Annotated in this window: 20 protein-coding genes, 3 pseudogenes and 1 riboswitch; of the genes and pseudogenes, 1 reads left to right on the top strand and 22 read right to left on the bottom strand. The window is 43.8% G+C overall.

The window, feature by feature from the left end:
* Positions 1 to 39: 39 nt before the first annotated feature.
* The 9 genes and pseudogenes from JSQ80_RS25910 to JSQ80_RS25875 all read right to left on the bottom strand — a co-directional run bounded on the left by JSQ80_RS25910 (position 40) and on the right by JSQ80_RS25875 (position 7,118).
* Positions 40 to 969: a DMT family transporter gene (locus tag JSQ80_RS25910; protein ID WP_206097360.1), complete on the bottom strand. Its 930-nt coding sequence runs from the start codon at positions 967 to 969 to the stop codon at positions 40 to 42.
* A gap of 34 nt (positions 970 to 1,003) precedes the next feature.
* Positions 1,004 to 2,416, bottom strand: a complete 1,413-nt coding sequence (locus JSQ80_RS25905) for an NAD(P)-binding domain-containing protein (RefSeq protein ID WP_206097359.1) — start codon at positions 2,414 to 2,416, stop codon at positions 1,004 to 1,006.
* A gap of 85 nt (positions 2,417 to 2,501) precedes the next feature.
* Positions 2,502 to 2,603: pseudogene (locus JSQ80_RS29325) on the bottom strand (CsoR family transcriptional regulator); the annotation flags it as partial.
* 795 nt (positions 2,604 to 3,398) lie between these two features.
* Positions 3,399 to 3,581, bottom strand: coding sequence for an IS3 family transposase (locus tag JSQ80_RS30130; protein WP_418888911.1), 183 nt, complete (start codon positions 3,579 to 3,581; stop codon positions 3,399 to 3,401).
* Between the two features lie 116 nt (positions 3,582 to 3,697).
* A pseudogene (locus tag JSQ80_RS30125) lies at positions 3,698 to 3,832 on the bottom strand (IS3 family transposase); the annotation flags it as partial.
* Positions 3,833 to 3,887: 55 nt separating this feature from the next.
* Positions 3,888 to 4,232: an IS3 family transposase gene (locus JSQ80_RS25890; RefSeq protein WP_206097357.1), complete on the bottom strand. Its 345-nt coding sequence runs from the start codon at positions 4,230 to 4,232 to the stop codon at positions 3,888 to 3,890.
* An 18-nt stretch (positions 4,233 to 4,250) separates the two neighbouring features.
* Positions 4,251 to 4,514 (bottom strand): helix-turn-helix domain-containing protein, encoded by a 264-nt coding sequence (locus tag JSQ80_RS29870; RefSeq protein ID WP_336245824.1) that lies wholly within the window; start codon positions 4,512 to 4,514, stop codon positions 4,251 to 4,253.
* A 742-nt stretch (positions 4,515 to 5,256) separates the two neighbouring features.
* Complete coding sequence (locus JSQ80_RS25880; protein WP_206097356.1) at positions 5,257 to 5,676, bottom strand: hypothetical protein; 420 nt, start codon at positions 5,674 to 5,676, stop codon at positions 5,257 to 5,259.
* A gap of 440 nt (positions 5,677 to 6,116) precedes the next feature.
* Entirely contained in the window at positions 6,117 to 7,118 is a 1,002-nt protein-coding gene (locus JSQ80_RS25875; protein WP_206097355.1) for a hypothetical protein, read from the bottom strand.
* Positions 7,119 to 7,435: 317 nt separating this feature from the next.
* Between JSQ80_RS25875 and JSQ80_RS25870 the strand changes: the two genes are divergently transcribed.
* Positions 7,436 to 8,248: a class I SAM-dependent methyltransferase gene (locus JSQ80_RS25870; RefSeq protein WP_206097354.1), complete on the top strand. Its 813-nt coding sequence runs from the start codon at positions 7,436 to 7,438 to the stop codon at positions 8,246 to 8,248.
* A gap of 121 nt (positions 8,249 to 8,369) precedes the next feature.
* On the opposite strand, the gene JSQ80_RS25865 is transcribed toward JSQ80_RS25870, so the two are convergent.
* From JSQ80_RS25865 to JSQ80_RS25805, 13 genes and pseudogenes are all read right to left on the bottom strand, one after another.
* Positions 8,370 to 9,407, bottom strand: a complete 1,038-nt coding sequence (locus JSQ80_RS25865) for a recombinase family protein (RefSeq protein WP_240463816.1) — start codon at positions 9,405 to 9,407, stop codon at positions 8,370 to 8,372.
* A gap of 387 nt (positions 9,408 to 9,794) precedes the next feature.
* The gene (locus JSQ80_RS25860) at positions 9,795 to 9,932 is read right to left on the bottom strand and encodes a hypothetical protein (protein ID WP_206097353.1); all 138 of its coding nucleotides are present in this window, start codon (positions 9,930 to 9,932) and stop codon (positions 9,795 to 9,797) included.
* Positions 9,933 to 9,968: 36 nt separating this feature from the next.
* Complete coding sequence (locus JSQ80_RS25855; protein WP_206097352.1) at positions 9,969 to 10,427, bottom strand: cupin domain-containing protein; 459 nt, start codon at positions 10,425 to 10,427, stop codon at positions 9,969 to 9,971.
* A gap of 510 nt (positions 10,428 to 10,937) precedes the next feature.
* Positions 10,938 to 11,023, bottom strand: a riboswitch (cyclic di-GMP riboswitch).
* Positions 11,024 to 11,038: 15 nt separating this feature from the next.
* Complete coding sequence (locus JSQ80_RS25850; protein ID WP_206097351.1) at positions 11,039 to 12,100, bottom strand: NAD(P)/FAD-dependent oxidoreductase; 1,062 nt, start codon at positions 12,098 to 12,100, stop codon at positions 11,039 to 11,041.
* Between the two features lie 235 nt (positions 12,101 to 12,335).
* Positions 12,336 to 14,003, bottom strand: coding sequence for a helix-turn-helix domain-containing protein (locus tag JSQ80_RS25845; RefSeq protein ID WP_206097350.1), 1,668 nt, complete (start codon positions 14,001 to 14,003; stop codon positions 12,336 to 12,338).
* 153 nt (positions 14,004 to 14,156) lie between these two features.
* Complete coding sequence (locus JSQ80_RS25840) at positions 14,157 to 15,113, bottom strand: ABC transporter substrate-binding protein (protein ID WP_206097349.1); 957 nt, start codon at positions 15,111 to 15,113, stop codon at positions 14,157 to 14,159.
* A gap of 448 nt (positions 15,114 to 15,561) precedes the next feature.
* Positions 15,562 to 16,466, bottom strand: a pseudogene (locus JSQ80_RS25835) (NAD(P)/FAD-dependent oxidoreductase).
* A 41-nt stretch (positions 16,467 to 16,507) separates the two neighbouring features.
* Positions 16,508 to 17,506, bottom strand: coding sequence for a FecCD family ABC transporter permease (locus tag JSQ80_RS25830; RefSeq protein ID WP_206097348.1), 999 nt, complete (start codon positions 17,504 to 17,506; stop codon positions 16,508 to 16,510).
* Complete coding sequence (locus tag JSQ80_RS25825) at positions 17,499 to 18,512, bottom strand: FecCD family ABC transporter permease (protein ID WP_206097347.1); 1,014 nt, start codon at positions 18,510 to 18,512, stop codon at positions 17,499 to 17,501. The genes JSQ80_RS25830 and JSQ80_RS25825 overlap by 8 nt, the downstream gene beginning before the upstream one ends.
* A gap of 108 nt (positions 18,513 to 18,620) precedes the next feature.
* Positions 18,621 to 20,588 (bottom strand): ABC transporter substrate-binding protein, encoded by a 1,968-nt coding sequence (locus JSQ80_RS25820; protein WP_206097346.1) that lies wholly within the window; start codon positions 20,586 to 20,588, stop codon positions 18,621 to 18,623.
* Between the two features lie 885 nt (positions 20,589 to 21,473).
* Positions 21,474 to 21,968 carry a DUF4358 domain-containing protein gene (locus tag JSQ80_RS25815; RefSeq protein ID WP_206097345.1) on the bottom strand — a complete coding sequence of 165 codons (495 nt, stop codon included), beginning with the start codon at positions 21,966 to 21,968 and terminating at the stop codon, positions 21,474 to 21,476.
* Positions 21,969 to 21,989: 21 nt separating this feature from the next.
* Complete coding sequence (locus tag JSQ80_RS25810; protein ID WP_206097344.1) at positions 21,990 to 23,138, bottom strand: DHHW family protein; 1,149 nt, start codon at positions 23,136 to 23,138, stop codon at positions 21,990 to 21,992.
* 37 nt (positions 23,139 to 23,175) lie between these two features.
* Positions 23,176 to 24,582, bottom strand: coding sequence for an MBOAT family O-acyltransferase (locus JSQ80_RS25805; RefSeq protein ID WP_206097343.1), 1,407 nt, complete (start codon positions 24,580 to 24,582; stop codon positions 23,176 to 23,178).
* Between the last annotated feature and the right edge of the window lie 25 nt (positions 24,583 to 24,607).

The following is a 24,607-nucleotide window of genomic DNA, read 5'->3' as shown; positions in this document are numbered from 1 at the left end:
CAGTCACACTCACACAAAAATGTCCTTTGGTGGTAGGCTTCATCCGACATCTTTCGTATTAAATTTTTCCTGCGCTCTATTGAATAATGAAGCATTCACCTTTTTCCCGCGATAATTCACGAAATAAATACTTACACCTACTAATAACAGCCCTACGACAAGGCGGTAAGTTACCGGTTCATCTAAAAACACCGTACTGATGATTACGGCAATGATCGGTACAAGAAACGTGAATGTCCCGACTTTGCTTGCCTCTCCAGCATGAATAAGTTTGTAGTAAATGATATAGGCCAGTGGAATGCCGAAAGTGGAGCCGTATCCGAGTCCAAGAAGGTACTTACCATTCCATTCAATTGCTGACCAGCTTTCAACAATGGTTCCAGTACCTATTAGAATAACTCCACCAATGATAAACTGCAAAGACACCATCCAGAAAGCATCTACTTCGCTGCTCACCTTCTTCACATAAACCACACCAAGTGCCCAGCTAAATGCCACAAGCAACCCTAAGACAATACCAATGCTCGATACATGAACGGTTAATCCGTCCACACTGACAACTACAATTCCAATAAATCCGATAATCATACCCATAATTTTAAACAGCGACATGTACTCTCCAAGCGAAATCCAAGCAAACAATCCAAGTAGAACGGGCTGAAAATAGACAAGCACGGAAAACAATCCTCCTGGCAAATAACTAAGCCCTACTGTCTGTAACCCAAAAAAGAGAATCGTATTAAAGAATGCTGAAATACAATATTTCGACCAATTTTCACGCCAGTTGATCCTGTTCCTCATTTTATATATAAGAGCTGCAAGGATAAGGCCCCCAATTACGGTACGCATACCTGCAAATAATAACGGGGGCGTATAAGGCACAGCCATTTTATAGATTGGCCAACTTCCACCCCAAATCAAGACTAATAATAGTAAGGCACATTTCGATTTTGTAAAGACCTTCCCCAATTGCCTATCCTCCCTTCAATAGTTGAATAGGAAACTAAGTCTTTGTCCATTCTCCAACGAATTCAGCTTCATCATAAGAATAGAAGTTTTTCAGAATCTCCTTCCGATTATCAGAGAACAGTTGGTCTGCTACAGCTGAAACGAGTCTAGGTATCCCATATCTCATTCCAGGGAGCGAAGAGGCTGAGATACCACAGCTAACTATAGCTGAATAGTTAAAAACAAAAAGCCCATGAAGAAGCTTTGTATCCTTTTTGTCCCGGCATGTGAAAGTAAAGCCAGAGTCAAGGTAAGGATACGCATCAAGCCTATGGTTGGCGATCTCAGAAGGTGCATGATAATAGTCGCCCCAACGTGCAATATGGTGTTCGAAAAGCTTTAGCTCTGGACGTAAAGAATGATCAGTCACAAGACCAGTGGAAATGATTAGAAAGTCAAAAGTGAAATTACCTTGTGGAGTAGTGACAACAGCCTTCTCTGCTTCATGCTGTACGCTAAGCCATGGTGCACCTAAGTGTAATGTAAAGCCTGGATGTGAAGCTGCACGTTCAAATGTGTCATTTGTAGGAGGTTGATGCTTAAAGTAATGGGCTATAACGGAATATTTATCAGCATCAGATAAAACATGAAAACGTTCAATTAGACCTGATACCCTCATTTGTCGAAGTGGGTTAATGCGCGGCATCTCCGTGCGGCGAACAAACACATGAGCCGACCCCACGCCTTCAGATAATGCAAAATTGGCATTGTCAAAAGCTGAGGCCCCACCGCCTAAAATGGCCACCTTCTTGCCTTTTAGGGCCTTAAAGTCAATGTCTTCTGAGGTGTGTGCATAGAGGTGACGAGGTAATGTTTCGGAAATCATAGATGGTACGTGCCATTCCCCTCCGCCTTGAATACCAGTAGCTAAGATAACCTTGCGGGCCAGCAATGGTTGAGAAGATGCTCCCGCTCCTTCCATATGCAGTCGATAAACATTTTCCCCTGTAGGCTCAATAAGCTTCACCTTTACCTCATTAACAACAGGTAAGTTAAGAACCTTTCGATACCAACGTAAATAGTTCATCCAATCGTTCCGTGGAATCTTATCGATGTCCTCCCAACTTTGTGGTCCAAATTGCGCTTCCCACCAGGAGCGAAATGTCAGAGAAGGAACTCCAAGATCAATGGATATCAAATGTTTAGCCGTACGCAATGTCATCATACGAGCGTAAGTTACCCATGGCCCTTCATATCCTTCAACGTTTTCGTCGATGACAAGGATATTAGATATTCTTTCACGCAAAAGCCCAAAGGCCACACCTAAGCCACACTGGCCCCCTCCTATAATCACGGCATCGTAGACATGCCCCTCAGGATGGTGGGCCCGGCATACCCAGTCCTCTCCCCCAAATGCAAGATAAGAAAGATCCCTTTTTACTTGTTCATTTAAAGCTTCTAAACTCATAATTTTTCATTCCTTTCAATATATGGCTTATTATCTTCTGAACTAATCGTTAAGTTATCTTTAATTTTATCTAGAACACATCTTATTCAATTAATCCTTTATTCCTCGAATTTCCTTCGATTCGATTTAATCTTGTTGTTAAGTTATTCTTTACTTTATCTGAATGGTGGCTTTTTCTTGCACCGTCTTATGAGCAGCATTGATGTGATTACAACAATTTTCATTAAAACTTTCTGAAATCATCACATTGCCTCACCTCCTTAATTTTACAATCAATATACCCTACCCCTCTATAGTATGTAAAGGGTTATTATAAAAATTTTAATAATTTTTTTAAGGCTCTCCATTAAACGAAGGAACTTCTTTGGTTGGAATCAAATAGCGCCCGCCTGCCGGATTCACCAGTTACAGCAACGTATCGCTCCACTTGTTTTGTTCGGCACCAGCATGTTTGTGCCCGTCTTTAGCATCCTCCCGCCCACGCGCTCCGCGAAGGCTGGGAGCTTACGCGCCAGCCGGCGCCGACTCTACAGGCGCGGATTCCTTAGGCATCTGCGAGTATGCCCTAGATCTCCCCAAGCTCAATCCAGTAACCCTGCAACTTCACCTGTGGCACGATCCGAAGCAGCCAAACCGAAAAGTTAAGCGGGATCAAGAAGCAGTTACAATAGCGTGAGGTCCCGCCTCTCTGCGGCACCTTCAGCCCAGTCGTTAACATGCGCTTGCAGCCCTCGCTGCAGATGGCGAACACACTGCACCTGGGCCGGCTGCTACAGCTCCTTATGGTACCGCGCTTGGTTCAGCACAAACCATGCTCCACTATTGACGGTGGAGCATGTAATGCTCGCGCTTCTCTGGAGGCCGCGGATCGATAGGCGTATATGCCGCATCGCTTGCCTCGGCATAAGGCTCTTGATTAGACATTCATCAACTCGGCAATAGGACCAAGTTCTTGTCCTCAGCTCGGGACAAGAACTTGGTCCTATAAAACAAAACAAGCCGCAAGCTGGCGTCGGTACTCAACCGGCGTCAGCTTCTTTAGTTTTCGTTGCGGTCTTCTGTTGTTGTAAAAATGAATATATTCTTCAATTCTACTTTGTGCCTCAACCAAACTTCGTATATCATAAGGGTAGAGTCCTTTGAAATATGAGAAGAAACTCTCCATTGAGGCGTTGTCATGACAGTTGCCTCTACGAGACATGCTGATTTGGGCGCCAACCTTTGGCAGCATGTCGTGGTAAGCGTAAGACGTGTACTGGAATCCTTGGTCGCTGTGAACGATCATCCAGACACGTCTTTTGACTTTTTAAAGGCATTTCTGAACGTCTGGAGAACTAACTCGTTATCGTTACGTAAACTCATGTGGTAGGTCACTATTTCGTTACTGAAAAGATCTTTGATGACTGAAAGGTATAACCAAGTTTCCCCGACACGATATTGGGTGACATCCGTAACCCACTTCTTGTTTGGTTTATCGGCGGCAGAATTGACGCTTTAACAGATTTTCCGTGACACGCCCTCCTGTGGAGGAAGTGTAGTTGCAACGGTGTTTACGGCGGATGGGAGAGCGTAAATTCATTGCCTGCATGATTCGCAATACCTTCTTATGATTCACCCAAACTCCATGATCTTGCAGGAGAAAGAGTTGGATCTGTCGATATCCATATCTTCCTTCATACTTTGTGTAGACCGCTTGAATTAATTGCTTAATCTCCTTGTCTCGATCTGCCATTTTGCTTTTGAGGTAAGCATAATAGCCGATAGCCGCTTCTGGAAACACCGAAGACCTTGCATAGTTCACTGACTGTGAACTCACTGGCAACCTCCTGAATCGTTAAATACTTTTGTCTCGTACCTCCCGTATCCAGATTTCTAAACACTTTTTTAGCATCGTGTTCTCTCGCTTCAACTTCCGCACATATCGATCTTGATTCAAATATTCCGTTCTCCGTCCCCGTTGATCCAATAGTCCGAACTCGCCTTGATCTGGATATTTTCGCATCCAACGATTCATCCGATCCTTATCATGTATCCCCAAGTGCTCGTTTATCTGCCGATATGTCCATTTCTCCTCTAGATGAAGTCGAATAGCTTCCATCTTTAGGTCTTCAGAATACGTCTTGAATTCTTCCCTTTAATCGCCATAAAAAATGTACCCCTTAGAATTCATCGGATTAACCAGGGGTTTTTCCAATGTCTATTCTAAGGGGTGCACTTCAGCAACTGCAAATGGCTTTTTCGGAGTGAGTTATTCGTACTACAGACGAGGGCTTTCTCCATTTCAATACATCAGGAAGTAGGATCGGCGTTCTTGTCAGGGACAGCGATCCTACTTCCTGATGTATTTGTAAACATCAAACACAAAACGAACCACGTTCAACACCAACGTCAATATCGTCTCTATCTTTATGGGCTTCACCCCCTTTCAGGAGGATACCGATGTCTGAGTATGTGTAACTCTCTCGACTTGACCCAACAATATATAGTTATCGTGTTGAAGCGAATCATCGATATATAGTTTTAGTGATTAGATTACAAGGGAAAAGGCAAGTCCATTTTATGACTATGCTTTCTTTCTACTTCCGAAGTGTCGATCACTGGCACAAAAAGGCCAAGTGTTATTCTCTGGGGCTTATGTAAAAAATCGATCCGGAGGTCGCCGTTCCCTTTTCTGGAGCAATGCATGAACCAAGGGATACGAAGTCATTGTTGGCCGTACTAAAAATAAAAATGCTGATCATTCCTTCGGGAGGAAACAAAAAAACTCAGTAGGTACGACCTCAGGCAAAATGGACAAATCTACTTCGGGTTATTCGTTTTCATTGTAGTCCTTCTCCTGATTATCCATAGAAAGCATGCATCAGAAGCACACCAATAGAATCAGGTAGTTCTAGATTGGCTCCTATTTCCTCATTTATATCTTGTATCATTCGTTCTTTTAGTAAATCAGTATCCAATTTTTCGTCCCCGTATATTTCTTTCAGATGCTGCGGTAATACCAAATCAAAGAAGAATATCTTATTCTTCCGATAGCTATCAAATTTAATATGGAATTTGCCTGCATCCTCTGTTATCTTTTGATTCATTTCACTGACTACATCAAGTCCGATATGGACATAGCTCTCTATAGACAAGGATTTGGTGAGATCCACGATAAATCGCTGCTTTCCATTGTTGGAAGACATGATAAGATTGACTACCTTAATATCTTGTAAATCCACCTGTTGCGATGGCTCTAAAATAGTGTCTTTGTGGAACATAGAGTCCCAGTCATCATTCTCTGTTTTTTGTTAATTTGGATTTCGACAGTTTCGCTATCCTTTCTTCACTACTAATGTTCTTTAGCTCAATATCTAATGTGTAGTTATCCCAAACCGTAACAGGTCGAACTCTTTCGATTATTCTTGTTTTCTCCTATTACAGCTACATTACAAAGACTTTGTGATAGTGAACAATATTAATGAATTTATACCGCCATTCTTGGAGGCGAGTTTCCGCCAAGCAAAAGGGTACTTTTGTGTCGTTTAACACATCCACCGACTGATCAAGCCAGTGGATGATTTTGGGCATTCCGTTTTTACCGCTTCTTCTGCCGTTTTCAGCAAATTCGGTTCAGGCTCTTCCTTGTCAACTTCAATTATGGTCGTGCCAAAGTCTTTCTTGTATTCCCAGTGTTGATCATGCGAAAATTAGTTATCTATCACTTCACATTCGCTAGATTCATTCTAATTCCGGGAAACATGTATACTATGTTTTTATCGGCATCCAGCGCCACTGTCATTTTCGTATCTTCTTTTTGCTTGAAGCAGAAATCTCCGAAGCTGTCCCATTTCACTTCAAGTCCCTGGATGTCCATATTGAACAATTGTTTCGCAATCGGTGCAACGATTTCTTTCACTTCTTTTTCCGTGATATCTTTGTTCGACATCACCCGTTCTCGCGACAAATCATAGACATATTCTGTTCTCCCTGTCTTTGCATCCAAAGCCAGCATAACATCATCGCTTCGGAGCTGCCATTGATTTTTTTTAGTGTCACCCCTAAGCAGCGCTTTCGTTACGTCAAAATCACGGCCTAATGCCGTTTCCACTGCTTTGGTTGCCTTTTCCAGAAGCTTTGGATCAAGATCGTCCTTGGCCATTTCGATTTGGGCCTCTACACGAGTCTTTGTCGAATGATTCGGATTATTCTTCCATAAATAGGCAGTGAATCCTTCCCCTCTTAACACATATGTGTAGAAAGGCGTCTTTTTTCCTTTATTATTATTGTACTGACTGACATGAACTTCTTTATCAAATGTATACTTTTTCTTCGCATCCAACCCTTTTAACACGTTCAGAACTTCGTTCTGATCCTCCGTACTGACTTTATCGATGGATTGGTTGCCGGTAATAGTAATGATTTCTCCTGTTTTTTGTTGATAGTCAATGCCGTATTTTCCATCTGCCGACTTAACCTCCACTAGACCGCTTATGTGTTGGGAAGCATCCTGCAGATTCAGCTTAACCTCTGTCCCCGCAAATTCTTTTACAGCTTTTTGCAGCTTGGCAGCCATCGTTTTGTCGATTTTAATTTTCTTGACCAATAGCTGTTCTTTCTGCACCTCTTGCGCTGCCTCAGCTCCTGCAGGAATCGGGCCTGCCAAGGTTATAACCATACTAGATACGATCATAGTCGCTAAAATAGCTTTTTTTAGATTCATATTATTGTCTCCTTTGTGTCATTGTATGAACATTCTTTTTTATACTAACATGTAATATCCAATATTTAACTTACCTTTCTATGAATATAATCTTAAGAAACAATAAAAAAACGAAATGTCCTTATCTTCATTTCTTCGCTATATGGCATATAGACGCTGGATGGATGATTTTAACTGTATTTGTTTATTGATAAATGTTACATTGTTTTGGGCTCAATAGCGCAAAGTGTTCGTATTCGATATGTGTTATTGGGATAACGCGCAAGTCGGGATATACGTTTAGGCTCATATTATTTATATTTGGGGAGGGCGTCGGCATGGACAAGAATTCGGTGTATCGAACTAACATTATAGGCGCTGGCGAGGTTGGCAGCGCTATCTCGATCGATATGGACAAAAATTCGGTGTATCGAACAAATAGCTTCTATTGGGATACAAAAGGAAATGACTTCTTGGGAGCAATTGTGCTTCCTTTTTATGGAGCATTTGTCTCAGAAGAAAAATTGCAGCTTTTGGGCGATGTCTCAGGGAAAAAGATGCTGGAGATAGGCTGTGGAAACGGTCAATCCTTGCAATATCTGGGGGAACGCCAAGCATCTGAACTATGGGCTGTGGATATATCAGAAAAACAAATCGAAAAGGCAAAGCAACATTTGGCGGCATGCGGCCTTTCAGCAAAATTTATCTGCTCTCCCATGGAAGAAGAATGCGGCATACCAATGGATTATTTTGACTTTGTGTATTCGATTTATGCCATAGGCTGGACCACCGACCTTGAGAGCACTTTTTGCCGTATCGCTTCTTATCTTAAAAAAGATGGCGTATTTATTTTTAGTTGGTCTCACCCTATCCATAAATGTGTTGTTGCAGAAAATAATATGCTTTCTTTTAAAAAATGTTATTTCGATGAATCGTGGTATTCGGTATCCCTTGATGAAGGTACGCTGACATTATCGGACCGTAAACTATCAACCTATGTGAATGCGTTGGCAAAAGCGGGATTTGTAATTGAGCAAATGATTGAGCAATCTGATGATGAAATTATGCAATCGCGGGACGATAACAGCGATTTTGCAAAAAAAGCAAAGATGCTTCCTGTAACTTTTGTAGTCAAAGCAAGAAAACTATAATATCGATAGCTTAACGCCCCACCAGCCTATGACCTTTATTCAAGCATAGTTGTTTCGGCGTGGTCATTAATTAAGCAGACTTGTGTCTCACATAAAACGACATAAGTCTGTTTAATTACATTTAAAGAACTAGTTCTACAGTTTTACTACTGCCACCACGAGCAAAGGACAGCCCTTGTCCACAGGTCGAGCATTTCAGCAGTCCCGCAAAGATTTGGTGCTCGCCTTCCTTTGTTGGGCGCTTCTTTACTCGAATTACCTTCTGCGCTAAAGCAAAGGTTTCCTCGTCAATTAGCGGCTCATGCGTGTTCGGAACCTCAATCCATTCATCCTCTGGCACAGCAACCATTCCTTTTCGCTTAAAAGAAGGCTTGGTTGTCTTGTGGCTCACCATATGCCCTAGATGCACCTTGTTCTGGAGAATGACCTTGACTGTCGTCGCGCCCCAATCATAGGGATGCTTGGTATTGACGACCTTCAAGTAACGCTGATGCTGTTCGGCTAGGTAAGCGCGTGGGGTTAAAATGCGCTCTTCACGTAGCAGCCTGCCAATTTTATAGGGGCTGTGACCCTCCAACGCTAATCGGAAAATTCGCTGCACAATCGCGGCGGTATTTTCATCCGGAACAAGCTTATGCTTGTTCTGCTCATCCTTACGATAACCGTAGGGAGCAAAGGCTCCGGTATAGTCGCCGTTCAATGCTCGCTGGCGGTAGCCACTCTTGACCTTCCGACTTGTATCGCGGACAAACCATTCATTGAACAGGTTGCGTAACTCCATGAAATCGTCTTCACCTTTGGCGGTGTCAATGTTTTCACTGACAGCAATGAAACGCACCTGATATTCAGGAAAAAACACCTGAATGCACAAGCTGGTTTCAATCTGATTACGCCCCAAGCGGCTCAAGTCCTTCACCAGCACAATATCTATGCTGCCGTTCTCAATATCTCGTTTCATTCTCTGAAAGTCAGGACGGTCAAAGTTCGTGCCACTCCAGCCATCATCAATATAAATGTCCGCTACTTCAAAATTATGTTCCTTGGCATAACGCTGAAGCAAAATCTTTTGATTTTCAATGCTCATGCTTTCACCGCTCTGCTCATCGTCCCGACTGAGACGACAATATATTGCGGTTCGTGTTCGCTGCTGTTTCTTCATCCTCCATCCTTTCCCAGCAACAGATCGGCTGATTTCAGTATACTGGATGTTTGAACAAAATTCCTGTTCTTTCCATGAAATAGCGTAGCGAGGGACTGCACGGTAGTATCCGATTTAGAGAAAAAGATTATTAGCGATATTGAAGAGGAAGTTCAAGAAAAACTATCTTCGCTAGAAGAGAGGTTTCAACGGTTATTGCACACACCAACAGATTTTTATATCAATACAACTGACATTGAAAATGCTGTTGACTCCTATCTACGAGATTCATATCAAGAAAGTTACCATATTAATAGTTCAGATCAATAATTTATTGCAGAAATTGAAGCTATATTTGAACGCTGAGTGGGAAAGGCCCCCTTCCTTTAGATCCTTGAAGGGGGCCTTTCACGCCGATTTATTGCTGATTCCCATGTTTTCAAATTCACCTCGTAAAAAACAGAATACCGGATTATTCTGCACATACGTATACCGAATCAAACTCAGCGGGTTCGTCAGTTCCCCTTCATACGTATGCTCCGACATAAACCGCTTTTCCTCCGGCGAATAGAAATTAGAATGTTACGCTTGTTCTGCCCAGTTAGCCGGATATGTTACATAGATAAATCGTGCATATTCTGGCACAGAAAATTGAATCTTACTTCCTTTTGGAATCAGGATCACTTCTCCTGGATCAGCTGACATCTTTGTACCATCAATGATAACATCCAGATGTCCCTCAATCACATAATCAATTTCATCATAGTTAAGTGTCCAGTCAAAGGTTGTTTCTTTCATCTCCATGATACCGCAGCCAAGTCTTGGACTTTCCTTTAGCGAAAAAAGATCTTTACAATAGACGATATCATTAGGGTTGCCTGTATCGAGACGATCCTCTTCTGTTACTTTCATATTTGGCACTTTAACAGAAGTAATCCCTCCAGGACCTCTATGAACGTTCTGTTCAATAGCATCAGCCCCTACTTTTTCCATGATGATTTTACGAACCATCTCTTCAATCATCTTTTTATCGATACTCATGGGTACCCTCCTCTACTTCTTAGGTGCAGTTTTTTGGAACCATTTTACTTGCAATGAGCATAGCAACCATTACAGCTGTGATACACTTTTGAACATCGATTCTGTTCTCGGCTAAAAGGAGGTGTGAAACAAATTTCACTACGGTCTTCTTTCTCCGTAATCACAATACGCGGAACGGAAAACGATGACATTCCTACACTTAACAATTCTTCTGCCATTTCCTCATCTCCCATACCAGAGAATAAACACAAAGAGGCCTAAAGTTATACCGCTTCCTATCAAGTAGGAATGCTATAACCTTAAGCCTCTTTGCTTTAGTAAGACTACGCCTTTGTAGTCCTCTATTACATTTTAAACGTGAATGAAACTGTTGTTCCACACGCTGTAGATTCAAATTGCATGCTCCCTTTTAGTTTATCCTCTATATAGCTATTTACAATAGATAAACCTAAACTTTTTGTGAACATTCTTCAACGTTGAATCCTTTTGGGATACGAACTTGTACCTTTATAGCATAACCCGTCGGTCATTGCACTCGTGCAGAAGACCCGTGGCTTTGCGTCCCAGTCTTTCGATCTGGTTTGCCATTTTCCTGTTTTAATAGAAACATTCTACGCATCTTCCTCCGCCATGCCAAGTGCTTTATTCCTTTCCTTGAACTTGGCATTATGCGAAGAAACATAGGCCATCTTTGTTGCCGCTGGTTCCAAATACAGCTTGGCGCTATTGACTGCCAACACTGCATCGGTAAAAGCCCCGGCGATCAGATGCACTTTAGATGGGTAGTTCGCCGTATCCCCGGCCACAAAAATACCAGGCAAATTGGTTGCGAGTTTCTCGTTCACATTAATATTCCATTGCCCCATATCCATACCCCAATCGACAAGCGAACCGAAGTCACCGCGAAGCCCGTGATTGACGATCACGGCATCTATCACTAATTGTTCCGTTTCTTCCATTAAAAAGCCCTCTGCATTCACCCGTGCAATCGATACCGCTTCAATGGCGTCACCGCTAACGTTGCCATGAAGCCGATCCACCGCATACGGCGTACGAACATCGACAGATGATTCCTTCATCCGTTTCACATTCTTCTCATGTCCGCCGAAGCGTTCACGGCGGTGCACGACAGTGACACTTGCGGCAATCGGCTCCAGTGCGTTGGCCCAGTCAACTGCCGAATCACCGCCACCGGAGATGAGCACCCGCTTGCCGTGAAAGCCTTCGAGCTCCTGTACGGTATAGTGCAAATTCGTCACTTCATAACGCTCAGCGCCTTCGATGTCCAGCTTCGCCATCTTCAGCACGCCATATCCCAGCGCCAAAACGAGCGTACGTGTATGGTGCTGCTCCCCCGTTACGGCGGTCAGAAGCATTGTCCCATCCGCGAGCCGCTCCAGTCCGCTAATCTGTTGCCCCAATACGATGGTCGGATCAAACGTATGAGCCTGCTGGATCATTTGCTGGATGAGGTGCTCGCAACGGATTGGCGTAACTCCGCCGACATCCCAAATCATTTTCTCCGGGTAAATCAACAGCCGTCCACCCAGTTCCTCCTTCGCTTCGATCAGCTTCGTTTTCAAATCGCGCATGCCGCTGTAAAAAGCCGCATACAACCCGGCGGGTCCCCCGCCAATGATCGTAATATCATAAAGCTCCAACGCCTGTGTCATGCCGCTACCTCCTGTATGGATCTTTCATCATTCCAAATACCTTAATCTCTGAGAACACTATTTCTTACACAATCGCGTCCTTAATTTCCTCCACTTTTCTGCAAACCGTGCAGATCAAGCGATATTGAAGAGCGCAATGCCGTTCCCAAAGTTCAATTGATTAACGATTCGCATCTCAGTTAGCAGGTCTAAGCTACGGTACACTGGTGTGTACCTTTTTTGATACTAAACCTAATCACATAGTTTTCCTCTTAAAAATATACGGTAGCATCTCTAACAACCGTCCACGTGTGATGGGATCTTCATAATTCCATGTAGCATCCATATAATGAATCTTATCGGGAGTTAACTCGGCTATAGCCGCGATCTGTGGACAGTGAGCAACTGTTTGCAATTCAAGGGGAGAAGCCAAGATGAAATTGCGCTCTCCAACATAGTGATTCAATTGTTGCTGCTGAATTTCTATCCATTCTTTCCTTTGCTCGATTAGGTTCATCACTCTAGCAGAGGGTCGAAAGCCAAGTGATTCATACAAGGTGGCTGCTAACCCATTTTGGCCCATAATATAAAGTTTTGCCCCTAACTTGAGATAAACAGTAGCCGTCTCCCCAGCAACATAAGCATGTGCTAATTGCCTACGCACCAGTCTTACTTTGTCCTCATATTTAGTAATCCACTTCTCCGCCGCTTTACTACGTTCAAATAGTTTAGCGATATACCGTAACCGCTCAAATAGTCTAAACTTACTGTTCAGTAAAACAGTAGGAGCGATCGCATCTAGTTTCTGTAAATCTTGTTCAGGATGAAAATAGCTAAGCAATAATAACTCCGGCTGCAGTTGTGCTATTTTATCCGGATCTGCCCAATACCCGATATTATGAATATTTCGCAACTTATTGTGATAAATCACGTTATCTTTCATGGTAGAGATGGCAGCTCCTATAGGAGATATGCCTAGAACTAGTAATTCTCCAAGTGTATATTTGCCATCAGTCACAATACGTGTTGCATCATTAGGAACATGAACCTTTCTGCCAAGTGAATCGATAACTGTCTTTTGCTGAGTATGAAGATGGATACTTGCATATTCACGCGGAGTGTTTCCAGTTAATTTATGAAAGCACCGACTGAAATAGTATTCATCCCTAAACCCAATTTGTCGAGATATTTTGCTCAATGGCTCGGTGGAATTATACAGAAGTTCTTTTGCCTGGTTTATACGTAAATGGACCAAATAATCAGTTGGCTTTTTGCCGGTCAATGTTTTAAACTGTTGACTATATTGCCATCTGACCATTCCGGCCATGTTAGCTAGTTGTTCTACTGTCAAGTCCTCATCATAATGCTGTTCCATATAATGTACAGTATGTTGAATCATTTTTATCTTTTCTTCGCTCTGCAAATGGGAAGCTTGCTGATCTAACTGGGCCATCAACCCTAGAATTAGCTGAAGTCTGCCTTGCATCATAGCCATTTCTGATGTGGATAGAGAGGAGCAAAATCGATTCCTCATCCATGCTTCATTCCCTAATACTTGCTTGACTTGAGAAAATAACAGACTATAAGGATAACCACAAAGCAAGGGTGGATGAGCAACCGGATTCAAAGTCATTCCTTCTACTTCAAAGGTTTCAAAGATAAAGCGCGCAAGCTGTGCCTCTCCGTTACTTGATTCCACAGTGTAGTGTTGTACAGGTAAAACTAGAATGCAGCTCCCTTGTCGCAGATCGATTGCAATTTTGTCTACATATAACCGTATACCATGACTGAGTGCTATCAATAATATGCATGAATTCGTTTCATTGTCATTTATTCCTTCATTATGGCTACTCGCTGGCATCATCTGTTCAACTTGAAACCTATCATAGTGTTGTAGCTTCATATACAAGGATGCTAGATTCATAAGCAACTCTCCAACTAATTAAAAATGATTCTCATTATCATTACTATAACATATAATGACATGCTCTCAACTATAGCTCAGCTTTAATAGTTCGAGTAGGCACTTTTTTAGGAAAATAACGGTTTAAAGAACTGAGTGGGCAGATACAATTTCTTACGGCCGTTGCATCCATTGTGGTAGCTCTTTAAACAATTGCTCCAAAGCTAACAAGCTATCTGTATTCCATTCAGCAGAAACAATGTAAACATTCCCCTTTTGAACTGCAGGCAGAGTCTTCCAGAGTGGGCTTTGTAGCATTAGATCAGCTTCTGTTTGACTTTCATCATTATTTTGTACAAGTACAAACAAATGATCACCAGCATACTCTGGAAGCAGCTCTTCTGAAACCGTAACGAATGACACCCCTTTTTCATCGATAATATTCTTCTTTACAGCTGGTGGGATGGCAAAGCCGTTCTCTCCATAAATAATGGCACCAAGTGAACGATTGCCCATAACATAAAGCGTTTTACCTAACTGGTAGAAAACTGTTGCTGTCTCCCCTTCTGCTAATTGAAGCTTATCAAACATTTCTTTCGACTGTGTTTCAAACTTAGCAATCCATTGAGCTGCCTTTTCCTGTTGGCCAAAGATATTTCCCATCTCCTTTACACGTTCTGCGTAAGGAAGAGCTGGGTTGAAGGGGATAGTAGGAGCAATTTTCGACAATGCCTCATTTTGCTCTGCATCCGCATTGTAATAACTATTAATAATCAGATCCGGTTTCAAAGTTAGAATCACCTCTAAGTCACCTGGATGTCCAACATCAACTATTCCTTCCGTTTTACCTTCATAGTAACTATGATTAGTATGGATAAGATTACTACCAACGATTGGAATATCCATCACCAAGAAATCGCCAAGCGTCGGACCAATATAAACGACCCGTTTTGGATGTGCAGGTATTTCAATCTGTTCACCTGTAATCGTTGTATATTGAATTGTTTTCTCACTTTCCCCTACCTGTACATCAGATGCGTTGCCTCCAGAATTGCTGCATGCCGATAATATTAACAACAGGAGGAAAATCCCTCCCCATAGCATAATTCGCTTTCCACGATGTCTCTTCACACTTGTTGCCCCTTTCCTTCTCACATACAATTGAAAATGATTATCATTCTCTGTGTTATTATAGCTTGTGTGAAAAGGGGGAACAATGAAAAAAACGCAACGATTTATTTGGATAAATGTAAATAGCCAGGATATGAAAGGTTTGAATTTAGAGATCCATTTGATAATAGAGTAGAGTGTATAAAACCGGTATAAATTTTTGGACTTTGTGAACTTTTTTTGTTTTCATAATTTGAAACTAAAGGTATTTATTTCGTGAAACTGAGCACATTTATGACATCAAAAGTACATTCATTCCGCTATCCGAAATAACACGTCCCATATCTAAGAACTTGTACCCTTAAAACAAAAAAAGCCACTAAACTAGCGACTTTGAATGGGACGATGTTCTTGTCCCCCGACATATATATATTATTTTGGTTCTTAAGCGTAAGCCATTCCCACAGCTTCAATCCTCTACAAGTTCGAACGTCCTGTTCTTCTCATCAAACTTGCTGTTATGCGAGGAAACCTGCGCTCTTGTTGGCGCATCCGGCTCGATATACAGCTTGGCGCTATTCACGGCTAAAGCCGCGTCCGTGAAAGCTCCGGCAATAAGATACAGCTTGCTGCCGTAATTTGCCGTATCTCCAGCCACGAACACACCCGGAAGATTGGTTGCCATCTTCTCGTCCGCATTTAATGGCGCGATCGAAACAGCATCAAGGCGCTTGCCATCCCCGTATATGGCAATGGCGTAAGAACTTGAACGTCCGATGCCTTCATCCGCCTCACATTCCGCTCCAGACCGCCGAAGCGGTCCCGGCGATGCACGAGCGTAACCGATGAAGCGATTTCCACTAGTTCATTAGCCCAATCGACAGCTGAATCCCCGCCTCCGGAGATTAGCACTCTTTTACCGCGAAAGCTTGCCAATTCCGTAACGGTATAATGGAGATTTGCCTTTTCGCTCCGCTCCGGGCAGGTTAAGCTTAGCAAGCTTCAGCGCGCCATGGCCTACGGCCCAGATCAGCGTCCGGCTCCAATGCTGCTCTACGGTCGCAGACGTTATGCGCATCGTGCCATCAGCCATTCTCTCCAGCCCGGTAATTTGTTGACCCAGCACAATGGTCGGATCAAAGGTTTGAGCTTGCTGGATCATGAGCTTTGTCAGCTGCGCGGCGCGAACGGGGCCATGCCGCCGACATCCCAGACGATCTTCTCCGGATACGTCAACGTCCTTCCCCCAAGTTCCTCTCTCGCCTCGATCAGCGTAGTCTTCATGTCGCGCATTCCGCTGTAAAAGGCAACATACAGACCCGCCGGCTCTCCACCGATTATGGTTACGTCATAAAGCTCCAATTTCAGTGCCATTCTTTCCCTCCCCCTGTTCCCGATCTCCCGTGAAAGGCGATCTAAGTCTTCTTGCGTTTAAATAGCAAATACATGAAGAAAGGAGCTCCAATGCCTGCTGTGAATACGCCTGCCGGAATATCCAGCGGCTGAAAAAGCATTCTTCCCGCCAAATCCGCCAGCAGTAGAATGATCGCACCTATAAACGCGGATACCGGGATGATCATCTTGTAAGAATTTCCGACAAGCCTCCTGGCGATATGCGGTGCCATCAATCCGATGAACGATATCGTCCCGGCTACGCCAACCGCAGCGCCGGCAAGCGCAACGCTATAAAATAAGAGAATCATCCGGCTTAGCTGAAGCCTGCTTCCAAGCCCGCGAGCGACATCCTCGCCCAAGGATTGCACATTTAATTCCTTCGCAAGCAGCAGCGACAAAGGAATGAATACCGCTACCCATGGCCAGAGCATTTCGATATAACTCCAATTGGTACCGTAGATGCTTCCCGTCATCCAATTCAGCACTTGAGCGGCCAAATACGCCGGCCCGCTAATAAGCAGGAACGTGGTGAGCGCCCCCATTGCGGTAGAAATGCCAATGCCGATCAGCACCAGCCGGAACGGCGACACGCCTTTTTTCCAAGCAAATACATAATTGATGCTAGTTGCAACCAACGCGCCGCCGATGGCAATGAACGGTACCCAATGGATGCTGTAGCCGGTCACGAAAGTCATGAAGGCAACCACAGCTACCGACGCTCCTCCGGTTACACCCAGCAGATCGGGCGAAGCGAGCGGATTGCGAATGACGCCTTGCAATAGCGCGCCGGCTGCTGCCAATGCTGCGCCAATGAGAATAGCGGCTGCTATTCGAGGCATACGGAACTGCATAATGATCAAGTTGCTGGCTTCCGCATTTCGCCCAGCAAGAGAAGCAAGCACCTCTTTCAAAGGAACGCCAACCCCCCCAACCGATAAACTAAGAAGCGACAAGGCGGCAACGATAAAAGTGAAAGCTATAAACATGAACGTATGTTTCGCTGTACGCGGATTAAGCATGCTGTTTCCTCCTGGCCACATGGATCAGAAAGGGAACTCCGATAATCGCCGTTGCGACGCCAACCGGAACTTCTTTGGATTCCAGAATAAAGCGCGATGCTAAATCCGCAGTCACCAGAAGGATCGCGCCGACTAGTGCGGTATAAGGAAGCAGCCACTTGAAATCATGTCCAATGATGTATCTGCACAAGTGAGGGACGATAAGCCCGACGAAAGCGATCGGACCAGCTGCTGCTACCGAGCTCCCAGCGAGTAGTACGATTGCCGCAGCCGACAGCACGCGCACCAGCGTCAACCGCTGTCCCAAGTTTCTCGCGCTATCGTCTCCAAGCGCCATAATATTTAACGAGCTCGCCAATAGTAATGAGATCGCTAACCCTGTTACCATATAAGGCAGTACCATCAGCAAATGCTCCAGATTTCTTCCTTCCACGGAACCGATCATCCAGAATAGGGCAGATTCGAGTGACTGCTTATCAATAAGAATAATGCCGGATGTAATAGAGGAAGTGAAAGCTGCCATACAAGCGCCGGCCAAGGTTAGCTTTACCGGCTCGAACCCACCTCCTTGCAAGCCTAACGTATAGACGGCCACCGATGTTGCGACCGCGCCTGCGAAAGCTAACCAGACCATGCCGCTCATCGTCAACGAGGAGCCGAATGCGAGCAGCCCGATGACAATAAATAGCACTGCGCCCGCATTTACGCCGAAGACGGAGGGCGAAGCCAGCGGATTTCTTGTCAGAACCTGCATAATCGCCCCGGCTACGGCTAAGCTTGCCCCTACCAGTGCCGCAACCAAGGTTCTGGGAACGCGAGCCGTCGTCAGAATAAGATGCTCGTTGGAACCGTCGAATTGAGTGTAAGCCTGCCACAGGTCTTTCAACTCAAAGTAATGAAGACCGTACAATACACTGCACAACATACTAATCAGCAGCAGGATCGCGCTGACAGCTAGGCCGGCGAGCTTTCGCTTGCTGCTTCGCGTTAGGGAAGAACCATTCATGCTTGCACCGAGCCTCCTTTTCATTGGCAGCACTAACAACTAAACTGCCAGAATCGTCAACAAGCTGACGCGAATACAGCGTCAGCTTGTCGATTCGATACGCCTTTATTATTTTACATCAAAGTACTTAACAAGTTCGTCCAGCAGCAGATTGGCCGCTTCATATCCGCCTGCCGAGTTCCATATGGCTTCATCGACTTGAATAATTTTGTTGTTCTTGGTAACACTCAAGTTCTGGAACAGCGGATCTTTTTTCCATTCCTCTACAACCTTCGCCGCATCGTTCTTGCCCGGAGCCTCCGATACGAAGTAGAAGAGCACATCGCCGTCCATGCTAGGTATCTTCTCTTTGGACATGACTTCTATAAAGGAATCTTTATCCTGCGATTCTGGCCGGGCAATGCCTAATTGGCTCAAGAGCACACCGGAGAACGTTTGCTTCTGATAGATACGAACTTGTTTGGCAGAGAAGCGGGCCACCGATACTTTCGTTTCCGCTTTGCTGCCAAGCTTTGCCTTGACTTCTGCGACACGTTTGTCGAAGGCCGCCATCTTTTGCTCTCCTTCTTCCTTCTTGTTTAAAGCTTCGGAGTAGAGCTTGAAATTAATTTTCCAATCTCCCGCCAGATCATCTGAGAATATCGTCGGAGCAATTTGCTTTAATTGGTCGTAAATTTTCTCCTGTCTGACCTTATTGCCGATAATCAGATCCGGCTTGAGGCTCGCGATCATTTCAAGATTCGGCTGAAGCTCGTCTCCGACAACGGTGACCCCTTCCATCTCTTGTTTGATATGATCGTACCAAGGATCGCCTATCCAAGACTGAACGGCTCCGACTGGTTTAATGCCAACTGCCAACAGCGCCTCCGTTCCTTCATTGGTCAATATAACAATACGTTTAGGGGTGCCGGTAAGCGTTTCTTCCCCCATCGCATGCTTAATCACTCTTGTGTCATTGCCTGCATCCGGCGCCGGACTTGCGGTAGCTGCTACATTGCTGCTGGGCGAGCTGCTGTCTGCCGATGTGGCGTTCGTTCCTCCTGTTGCGCATGCGCTCAACCAGAGGGCGAAACAAAATAATAAGGTTGCTGCCATTGCTGTTTTCGACTTACGATACATCGGTAATACCCCTTCTCTCTTATGTTGATAACGATTCTCAAACCCATTACCAATATAACGCTGCTGCCTTCTAGCAACAATGGGAGATCTGAACACGACGGATGGATTATTTCGACGCTGCTCCTGCTGCAACACAGCTTCTTTAAAGCTAGTTGGAGAAGCACCTTCGTATTTCTTGAAGATACGGCTGAAATAATAGCTGTCGGAATAGCCTACGCTCTCTGCAATTTCCTTTAAGGTGAAATCTGTGGACAGAAGCAAATGTTTCGCCTTACTCATCCGTAATTGAATCAAATAGTCGATCGGACTCGTTCTGACTTGCTTCTTAAAGGTGCGCAGCAGCCGTCTGGAGCTGCAATCAAGGTGTTCAAGCAGCGTCTCCAGCGTAATCGGCTCCCGATAGCGCTCATGAATATAACGTACCGCTTGGGCCACCAGGTCAGGCTTGACGGCTATGACATTCTGTCGTTCCATCTGCTCTAGTATTTCATAGACCATTTGATAAAAAATCGCTTTAACTTGAAGTTTCTCTATTAGATCCGAACGATGCCACTCCTTGCTCATGGAGGTGACATGATGGAAGACGGAGATTGGGTAATGAGGCTTGAACACATATTGCATTTGAAACGGATTGTGCTGCTCCATCAGCTTGACCGTTTCTTGACGGGCTGGTAGCGCCAACACCGCTTTATACAAAATCATATAATAGTCCAGCAGCTCTTCCGCTGTAATATCAAGGTAGAAGCCCTTGCCCCCATGGATCAAGGAAAACCGGCTGACGTGGTGTGCGATGCCGTCCAGCTGGAGCTGTGCGCTGCCTTTAGTCACATATAAGAAGGCGCTTGAGGGCATTCTGTACGCATGCAGCTCCTCGCCTTGCTCCATTCTTGTATGCCGTACATCTATGATTTTGATGAATGCCTGATTCCATAGCAAAGCTTGATCATTCAATTTCACCTCTTGCTCTCCCCTTCTCTTTCACTCCATGTTGACTCCATCATATATGATATTGATTATCATTTGCAACGATAATTGCATAACTATTTTCCCGTTAGTTCAATGAACAAATGAGGAACCACAGTGAAGCGAGTCCTTCCACTCAACCATCAAAAATGATTAAATAGTTATCTAATCGGTCAAGTATCCATGTTCTTGTCATTTTCGGAGAAGTATATAGGTTCTTGTCATTGAGTTAGGACAAGAACCTATATACTTAAAACAAAAAAGCCGCAATTTAAGCGGCTTTCAATGTCTCTATATTCTTGTCAACCGACAATGAGAGCAAAAGCTACTCTACCAATTTCACTGCATTCGCCGCAACTCTAAACGCCGGTCATGTAACTACAAGCCCTTCACAATGGAGTTCTAGTAAGTTGTCGGATCGTTCATATCAAATTTTTAAAGATAATTTTAAGTATTTTGTATTACTTTTCAGATGCCGAAACTATGTAGGAAGCCTTGTTCACAACGAAACCTCCTGCTTTATTTGAACTGGAAAGCGCATTCAGGACTCCTCACATAAGGCGATTCTACCATTCCTTGCAGGAAGTGCAAGATTTTGTTTATCCTCAATATCGGCTTCTCGTAAACCGCTAACATGTGGTTCATATGATTCTACATGTCTGGCTACTCACACCCTAGGCTAACTTCGCGATAATCTGATTCTTAATACCGTTTCTTTTTCTGGTATTAGACGATGAATTTTTCTGACTCCTCCGTTATGATCGGAATATCAATCCCCCCTCCCGTATTCACCATCGTTTTATGAAATCCTTTGCACCTATAACAAAAGACCCGCAAAGACTTTATGCGGGTCGAACTGTATTGTACTACGATATTGGTTTACTGTAATGCCGTGTCAAATGCTTTTTCAATCTGTTCAGCATCAGCTGAGACCGCAAACAGAATGTAGTGAGATTTCACCTTTAGTACGTGTTTTTCAAGTAGAGCATATTCATCAGGGCGATAATCCTTGAATTTGACTGCTTGAGCGTCTACTCTTTTTGAAATACTTGCCTTGACACTGTCTATCTGACTTTCGTCTTTCACTTTAATGACAACGATTTCATCCGCTCTGACGTTAGAGGAAGCAGTATATAGCAGGAAGTCCTCTACTTGTTCCGTACCAAGGTCGTACAGCTTCTTCAGCTTATGCGCGTCCCCTTTTTTCAGTTTATCCAACTTGACCGATTGTTTCATCTGATCCTCTATCTTGGCAGCAGACACGTTGATGTCTGACTGCTCTGAAGCACATCCCGCTAATACGCTAATTGCAAAGATGAATAGGAGTAATGCGAAGTAGCGTTTATTTCTGGCGATATGATGATAAATGTTCATGGGTATGATCCCGCTCCTCCTTTACCCTTCTTCGTTCGCTAAATAATTGATGGATGGATCTTCGATGAATGTATTCATGTTATAAAGAATTAACATGTCATGGATTTGATGCTGTTTCGCAAGCGCAGCAACATTTCCTTCATAATATCGAAGGTCAACCATATAAATTTCACTGAAATGCGATGTTAAAAAAGGCACGAAGCTGTTTGCATAGGAATCCTTGACCACCAGCAGCTTCTTCCCTTCTTGCTGATTTGTTTTAATCTTAATAAGAGAATGATTGCCGTTAAAAAATACGGTGTACTTATCTTTTTTCTTCACATTGTCCATCACATACATAGAATTAGTGGACTGTCGCTCTTCGACATAATCGACGGTAACCTTCCCTTCATTCTTAGGTACATACAATTCTATGCTGTCCGGAGGCAAATTCCTAAAACCGCTCTTCGAATATAAGGAGCCATAGAAATCGTTCGTGACGGTACGTATATCGAATTCCTCTTCCTTCATCGGCTTGAATCCCATCTGTCTGCTTAGCTGCTGATACGCGTAAAAAGCCCCCTTACTTGTCCAATGATGATCGGTTTTATAGTAGATCTGTTCATTCTGATGCAAAGATAGCACTGGGTATACAGCAACATAGCGAATCCCTAGATTCAAAGATGTTTTTACGGTATGAAGAGCGTCCAGCTCACGATTCTCAGATACGTATTTAGGGAGCTTGCTTTGAAGCACACTAACAGCGGTCGGAGCAAGGATTACATACTTATTAAGCTCAGGAGTCGCAGAATGAAAAGCATTGATCGATTGAATTTTCTCTTCGAGCTCTCCTTTATTTATTTCAGCGAATTTCTGAATTAAATAGCCGTCTTTACCAAGGTACACACCGTTACTTTCTTTTTTACCTATCGCTTGATCCGCATTTGACTTTACACCAACCCATACATCTCTTGCTACGAATTGATCCGTCATAAACTTCTCAAAATTGGATGTGAACCTTCCCGAAATAAAGCTGTGAAATGAAAACTCCGGTAACTGCTCCAGCTTCCGATTTTCTGACTCTGAGAATTCCCGCTTCGGCAAGATCAGGTTGAGTATGAGAACAAGGCTGATTAGTGAAAGAAATAATACAGCCATAATGGACTGTGTCAACTTGTCATAACGCTTCAAGTGAAATCACCTCCTTACCAAGATGTGATGTACCATTTTAAAATCTAAAGTACAAGAAGGGATTATACGTGTCATTGACCAAATAAGCTGTAGAAAGCAGCAGGAATAGAACATAAAGGATTGGCGATAAAATTACGCTGACTAATGGGTATCTTCTCTTCAGGGCTGAAATCGTCATCTTCGGCAACGGCGTAGCAGCTATCACCGCAAGCAGTAATATAACGAGATTCGTCGACAAGTAATAATAAGTGTTGTTATCAGCAAAATGGTGTGTGCTCAAGCCAAACATAGTCTCTACATATGATATAGCTGCAGATAGACGATCGAGATCAAAGAATACCCATCCAACCATAACAATGAGAAGTGTATATAAATTCCCCATTACGCGAGGTAAATGCTGCAGCCATTTGTGCAGGATCAGCTTCTCAATCGCAATAAAACATCCGAAATAAAGACCCCATATGATGAAATTCCAGCTTGCACCATGCCACAATCCGGTCAGGAACCACACAATAAACAAATTGCGAAGCTGCTTCATGATCCCTCCCCTGTTCCCGCCTAGAGGAATGTATACATACTCCCGGAACCAAGAGCCTAGTGATATGTGCCATCTACGCCAAAACTCTGACACGCTGGCTGAAATATACGGATAATTGAAATTCTTTGTAAGATCGAAGCCGAACATTTTGCCAAGGCCGCGCGCCATATCTGAATATCCGCTGAAGTCGAAGTAAATTTGCAAGGTAAAGGCAAGAATGCCGATCCAAGAAGATGCTACGGTTAAGTCAGACGCAGGTGTTGCTTTGATGCTTGACCAGAGCATGCCGATATGATTCGCAAGCAGCACCTTTTTTGCAAGGCCTCTAACGAACAATTGTGTGCCTTCCCCAAATCGCGATAAAGTAATCTTTCGCAGTGTAAGTTGCTTCGCAACATCGCCGTATGCAACGATAGGCCCTGCAACAAGCTGCGGAAACATCGTCACATAGGTACCGAAAGCGATGAGATTTTTCTGAACGGGAACCTTATCTCGATACACGTCGATAATATATGACATGGTCTGGAATGTGTAAAAGGAAATGCCGACAGGGAGCGGGAGTGTCGTCACTTCTACATGCATGCCGAACAGAGAAGTGAGGTTCTCGACCAGAAATCCGTAATATTTAAAGAAACCGAGAATCCCAAGATTTCCGACAAGGGAACAGACCAACAATGCTCTAGCTGTACTTTTTCGATACCGATATTTATCAATAAGCAACCCATACCCATAATCGATTACAGTTGAAAAGATCATGAGAGAGATGTATACAGGTTCTCCCCATGCATAGAACACTAAGCTTGCTACAATCAAAATTACATTTCGCAGCTGATTCGGCGCTATAAAATAGATGAGAAGGGTTATCGGCAAAAACAGGTACAAAAAAATCAGACTGCTAAATACCAACGCTCGTCGACCTCCTTCATGAGAA

Origin of the sequence: Paenibacillus apiarius (assembly GCF_017052585.1) — a bacterium.
In the GTDB taxonomy this organism is placed as follows: Bacteria; Bacillota; Bacilli; order Paenibacillales; family Paenibacillaceae; genus Paenibacillus_B; species Paenibacillus_B apiarius.
The sequence above is the reverse complement of the archived record's forward strand: the minus strand, read 5'-3'. Positions and strand labels throughout refer to the sequence as shown.

What these genes read in the sequence shown, in the direction of transcription:
- JSQ80_RS25905 (WP_206097359.1), bottom strand. Translation starts at nt 2,416, where the DNA reads ATGAGTTTAGAAGCTTTAAATGAACAAGTAAAAAGGGATCTTTCTTAT.
- JSQ80_RS30130 (WP_418888911.1), bottom strand. Translation starts at nt 3,581, where the DNA reads ATGGAGAGTTTCTTCTCATATTTCAAAGGACTCTACCCTTATGATATA.
- JSQ80_RS29870 (WP_336245824.1), bottom strand. Translation starts at nt 4,514, where the DNA reads ATGGAAGCTATTCGACTTCATCTAGAGGAGAAATGGACATATCGGCAG.
- JSQ80_RS25880 (WP_206097356.1), bottom strand. Translation starts at nt 5,676, where the DNA reads ATGTTCCACAAAGACACTATTTTAGAGCCATCGCAACAGGTGGATTTA.
- JSQ80_RS25875 (WP_206097355.1), bottom strand. Translation starts at nt 7,118, where the DNA reads ATGAATCTAAAAAAAGCTATTTTAGCGACTATGATCGTATCTAGTATG.
- JSQ80_RS25870 (WP_206097354.1), top strand. Translation starts at nt 7,436, where the DNA reads ATGGACAAGAATTCGGTGTATCGAACTAACATTATAGGCGCTGGCGAG.
- JSQ80_RS25865 (WP_240463816.1), bottom strand. Translation starts at nt 9,407, where the DNA reads ATGAAGAAACAGCAGCGAACACGAACCGCAATATATTGTCGTCTCAGT.
- JSQ80_RS25860 (WP_206097353.1), bottom strand. Translation starts at nt 9,932, where the DNA reads ATGTCGGAGCATACGTATGAAGGGGAACTGACGAACCCGCTGAGTTTG.
- JSQ80_RS25855 (WP_206097352.1), bottom strand. Translation starts at nt 10,427, where the DNA reads ATGAGTATCGATAAAAAGATGATTGAAGAGATGGTTCGTAAAATCATC.
- JSQ80_RS25850 (WP_206097351.1), bottom strand. Translation starts at nt 12,100, where the DNA reads ATGACACAGGCGTTGGAGCTTTATGATATTACGATCATTGGCGGGGGA.
- JSQ80_RS25845 (WP_206097350.1), bottom strand. Translation starts at nt 14,003, where the DNA reads ATGAATCTAGCATCCTTGTATATGAAGCTACAACACTATGATAGGTTT.
- JSQ80_RS25830 (WP_206097348.1), bottom strand. Translation starts at nt 17,506, where the DNA reads ATGCTTAATCCGCGTACAGCGAAACATACGTTCATGTTTATAGCTTTC.
- JSQ80_RS25825 (WP_206097347.1), bottom strand. Translation starts at nt 18,512, where the DNA reads ATGAATGGTTCTTCCCTAACGCGAAGCAGCAAGCGAAAGCTCGCCGGC.
- JSQ80_RS25815 (WP_206097345.1), bottom strand. Translation starts at nt 21,968, where the DNA reads ATGAACATTTATCATCATATCGCCAGAAATAAACGCTACTTCGCATTA.